We start from the raw sequence: 4,728 nt of genomic DNA on the forward strand, positions 1-4,728 counted from the left end.
GGCGGGAGGAGCCGTTCGCTGGTGATGCCGCAGGTCGGCTCGGTGGTGGTCGGGGTGGTGGCGGTCGTGATCCTCGCGGGCCTGCATGGCGCGGTCGGCGCGGCGATCGGCAAGGTGGTGGGCGACGTGGCCAAGGTGCTGCTCACGGCGCTGCTGCTGGCGGCGCGCCGGCGCCAGGCCGGCAAGGCCGAAGCCTGCGGAGTGGCGCCATGAAGATCGCCATCGCGACCACCACGGGATTCCATCTCGTCCACCTGGCGCGCGAGCTGATCGCGCGCGGCAACGACGTGACCTACTACTCGTCCCATCCCCTCTACCGCATCGTCAGGGATGGCGTTCCGCGGCGCCATGCCCGCGCCCAGTTCGCGGCGCTCCAGCCCTTCGCCACCGGCGCGCTGCAGCGCGTGCTGCCCGCGCTCCAGGGGCGCTGCGTGGAAACGATGCTGGAGCGGATGGACGAGCAGGTCGCGCGCCGGCTGGAGCCCTGCGACGTGTTCATCGGCCTGTCGGCGATGATGGACAAGTCGGGCGAGGCCGCGCGGCGCATGTACGGCGCGCGGGTGGTCGCCGACCGCGGTGCCATGCACGTGCTGACCCAGCGCGCGCTGACCGCGCACAACGGCGTGTCGACGCTGTCCGAGCGCTACGTGCGGCGCGAGCTGCGCAGCTACGAGGTGGCCGACTATGTCGCGCTGCCCTCGAGGAACTGCGTGCGCAGCTTCGTCGAGCACGGCGTGCCCGAGCGCAAGCTGTTCCTCAACCTGTACGGCGTCGACCTGGCGCGCTTCATGCCGACGCCGCGGCCCGCCGGCGACTTCACCGCGATCTTCGTCGGCAACTGGTCGCGCACCAAGGCCGTGGACATCATCTGCGCCGCCGCGCGGCGGCTGCCCGACGTGACCTTCCTGCACGCCGGCACCGCCGGCGACTGCCACATGCCGCAGATGAAGAACCTGCGCTCGCTCGGGCACGTTCCCAACGGCATGCTGCGCGAGACCTACGCGAAGGCGCACGCCCTGCTGCTGCCGTCGCGGCAGGACGGGTTCGGCATGGTTATGCTCGAGGCGCTGGCCTCGGGGCTGAGCGTGATCGCGAGCGAGAAGACCGGCGCGCCGGACATACGCCAGAGAATATCGAACAAGCACGCCGTGGAGATCGTCGAGGCGGAGTCGGTCGAGAGCCTGGTCGGCGCGATCACGCGCACGCGGCAGCGGGTCTGCGCGCAGCCGGCGCATGAACCGCGCCACCTGATGAGCGACGCGGACATCGCCTACTTCGGCTGGCAGGCCTACGCGCGGCGCTATGCGGCATTCATCGCCGCGATCGGCGGCGCCGGGGAGGGGGCGTGATGCCGCCGGTCGCCATCATCGCCGTGTACTTCGGCCGGCTTCCCTCGTATTTCGATCTGTGGCTGACCTCCTGCCGCTTCAATCCGGGGTTCGACTGGCTGGTGTTTACGGACTGCGACTGGCGCGCGTTCGACATCCCCGCCAACGTGCACATGCACGCGCTCACGCTGGACGAGTTCAGGCGGGTGGCGGCCGACGCCCTGGGCATACCGGTGCGGTTCGGCTCGCCGTACAAGGTGTGCGATTTCCGGCCGGCCTACTGGATGCTGCTGCCGCTCGCGGGCCGGCCATACGCGTACTGGGGGCATTGCGACCTGGACATGATCTTCGGGCGGCTCGACCGCTTCATCTGTGCCGACATCCTCGACGGCGCCGAGAAGATCTTCTCGGTCGGCCACCTGACGCTCTACCGGAACTGTCCCGAGGCGAACTTCATGTTCCGGCGCCATCACCCCGAACTGAACTGGGTCGAGATTCTCTCGGACGAGCGCCACCGCGGCTTCGACGAGCACATCGGCGTCAACCGGATCTGGTGCTATCACGGCGGCCGGACCTACGTGGACGAAACCATCATCGCCGACCTCGATCCCCACGTCAGGCGGCTCGAGTTCGTCAACGCGCTGCGCAACCGGCGGCAGCAGCTTTTCTATTTCGACCAGGGCAAGGTCCTGTGCGGCGTCTACTCGGGAGGGCGGTGGAGCACCAGCGAATACATGTACGTGCATTTCCAGAAGCGCGCGATGGCCAGGCGCAGCTGCGACCCCTACGCAAGCCGCTTCGCCATCGCGAGCGACGGCTTCGGCGGGCTCGCGGCGGTGCCGCCGGGCAAGGACCTGATCCGCGAGTACAACCCGGCGCGTCTCGCGGATCTTTCGAAGGAGCTGCCGCACCGGGTCAGGCGGCTGATCAGGAGCGTCAGGGGCAAGATCGCCTGAGGACGGGCGCGCCGTGCCGAGGGCGGCAGGGAACCGCCAGCGGGCATCCGCCGCGCCCGGCGATATGAATCGACATCACAATGACAGGTGTCCCATGAGAATGGATGCGAAATTCATCAGTGTCGTCATGCCGGTGCACAACGGCGCCCGCTATCTCGCCGAGGCGGTCGACAGCGTGCTCGGGCAGTCGTATGCCAACTTCGAGCTGATCGTCGTCGACGACGGCAGCAACGACGAGACCAGCCAGATCCTGGCGGGCTACCGCGATCCGCGGCTCGTCGTCGCCAGGCGGGAGCGGCTGGGCCTGGTCGGCGCCCTGAACGAGGGGCTGCGGCTGACCCGCGGCGCCTACATCGCGCGCATGGATGCCGACGACATCTGCGAGAACACGCGCCTGGAGGTCCAGGCCGGGTTTCTCGACAGCCACCCGGACATCCACCTGATCTGCACCGACATCACCACCATCGACATGAACGGCCGCGTCATCGGCAAGGAAACCGAGCGCGGCCTGACCAGCCGGGCGCTGGCCAACGCCCTGCTGTTCCGGGGCAAGATCAAGCCGATCATCCATCCGTCGGTGATGATGCGGCGCGAGGTGTATCTGCGCGTGGGCGGCTACCGCAATTTCGTCGGCGCCGAGGACTCGGACTACTGGCTGCGCTGCGTCGACGATTTCGAGTTCGCGCGCCTGCCGGAGCCGCTGCTGCGCTATCGCATCAACGTCGACGGCATCTCGTTCAAGCGGACCAGCCAGCAGGTGCTCAGCGCGATGCTCTGCGCCGTCACGCACAGGGTGAGCTCGACGACCGGGGTGGACATCTACGAGACGCGCTCCGATCTGTGGTCGCTGGCCGAGACCCTGCTGTCCGCGGAGGATCTCCTGCCGCCGACGATCAGGTCGATCGACCACTTCCGCGACTTCAAGTGGGCCCTGCGGCGCGGCTCGCCGGCGGCGGCCTACCGCGCCTTGCTGCGCGGCATGCTGGACAGCGGCCTGCTGCTGATTCCCTACGTGCACATGAAGCGCCTGACCGGCGCGGTGGACGCTGTCACCGGCATCATCGAAGCCAAGGTGCTGAAGGCCTGACCATGCTTCGTCAACGCTGACGCGGAGGTAACGATGGACATCGCCATTGGCTCGCTGTATTTCGCGGTCTGCATCACCCTGCTGGTCCGCATGCTCTCGCGGGGCTCGCTGCTGTCGATCCATCTCGGCCTGCTGGCCCTGTTCTCGATCGGCTACATGATCGTGCCGCTGCTGATGAAGACGGAGTCGCTGCTCGCGCCGTTCGACCCCGAGACCATCGCGGTGGCGCTGTCCATCCACTTCCTCTACTTCCTGTCCCTCCTGCTGGGGTTCGCCTGCGTGGCCGCGGCGCGCAACATCCGCACCTTCTCGGCGCCGCGCCTCGATACGCTGATCGACACCCACCGCGGGCTGCTCTTTTGCACATGCTTCGTTATCTATGTGATCTATTTCTTCACCAACGACCTGACCAGCTATTCGTCGGACGATTTCGAGCGGTTCTTCCACGAGCGCAGCCCCTACTCCGCGCTGATCGCGGCGGTGGCGGGCTATGCCCAGGCGCTGATGGCCGTGACCTTCGCGCTGAGCGCGCAGCGCTCGTCCCGCCTGGCGCGGCTCGCGATGGGGGCCGGCTTCGCCGTCATACTCGTTTTGCTGCTGTCCGCGGGGCAGCGGCTGGCGGTGCTGGCGCCCTGCATCATGCTGTTCGTGGCATTCGCCAACTTCGGCCAGAAGCGCAAGGCCTTCAAGATCCTGGCCGGCTCGGTGGCGATCCTGCTGCTGCTCAGCCCGTTCGCGGTCTATCTGCGCGAAGCCAGCACGCTGGCCACCGGCAAGGCCAAGATCCTGGAGGCCGCCTCGGGCTTCAGCTACGGCGACAGCACCGCGGGCACGGCGCTCAAGTCGATCGCGGAGCGGGCCGACCTGCTGGTCAACACCATCCACCTGAAGACATACATCGACCATCACGACTACGTCGGCCCCGAGTACTACTATTCGGTGCTGATCAGTCCCGTTCCCCGCCTGCTGCTCGGGGAAAAGCCCTATCCGGTCAGCTCCGACGGCACCATAGACGGCGAGATATCCAATCTGGCGTGGCGCATCATCGTCGGCTGGTCCACCGGCAGCCTGACCGCGTTCGGCGCGATCACGGCGTACCGGCAGGGCGGCTGGCTGGTGCTGATCATCGACGGCCTGCTGGCCGGCGCGCTGGGCGCCTACCTGTGCCGGAAGCTGGCGGGAGGCGGCGGCGTCGGCGGGATGTTCTACGTCATCATCCTGCCGATCATCGCCGTCAAGCGGGTGCCCGCCAGCCTGATGGAGGCGCTCGCGGACATCCTGCCGATGCTGCCGGTATTCCTCCTGCTCGTGGTGCTGGACCGGGTGCTTCAGGGGCGGGCCCGGCGGCGCGCCCGCC

At 67.9% G+C, this 4,728-nt stretch carries 5 protein-coding genes; all 5 read left to right on the forward strand.

Annotation, left to right across the window (positions count from 1 at the left end; translation table 11 throughout):
• Positions 1-213: hypothetical protein (locus K206_RS38365; RefSeq protein WP_043366698.1), on the forward strand; the 213-nt coding region annotated here is incomplete at its 5' end.
• Complete coding sequence (locus K206_RS0115455; RefSeq protein WP_020203304.1) at positions 210-1,349, forward strand: glycosyltransferase family 4 protein; 1,140 nt, start codon at positions 210-212, stop codon at positions 1,347-1,349. The genes K206_RS38365 and K206_RS0115455, both read left to right, overlap by 4 nt.
• The gene (locus K206_RS40875; RefSeq protein ID WP_020203305.1) at positions 1,349-2,284 is read left to right on the forward strand and encodes a DUF6625 family protein; all 936 of its coding nucleotides are present in this window, start codon (positions 1,349-1,351) and stop codon (positions 2,282-2,284) included. Before K206_RS0115455 ends, K206_RS40875 begins: the two co-directional genes overlap by 1 nt.
• 100 nt (positions 2,285-2,384) lie before the next feature.
• Positions 2,385-3,371 carry a glycosyltransferase gene (locus K206_RS38375; RefSeq protein ID WP_020203306.1) on the forward strand — a complete coding sequence of 329 codons (987 nt, stop codon included), beginning with the start codon at positions 2,385-2,387 and terminating at the stop codon, positions 3,369-3,371.
• A 33-nt stretch (positions 3,372-3,404) separates the two neighbouring features.
• Positions 3,405-4,728 (forward strand): O-antigen polysaccharide polymerase Wzy (gene wzy, locus K206_RS0115470; protein ID WP_029043680.1); only part of this gene is annotated, 1,324 nt, incomplete at its 3' end.

The organism is Cupriavidus sp. WS, from assembly GCF_000395345.1.
In the GTDB taxonomy this organism is placed as follows: Bacteria; Pseudomonadota; Gammaproteobacteria; order Burkholderiales; family Burkholderiaceae; genus Cupriavidus; species Cupriavidus basilensis_B.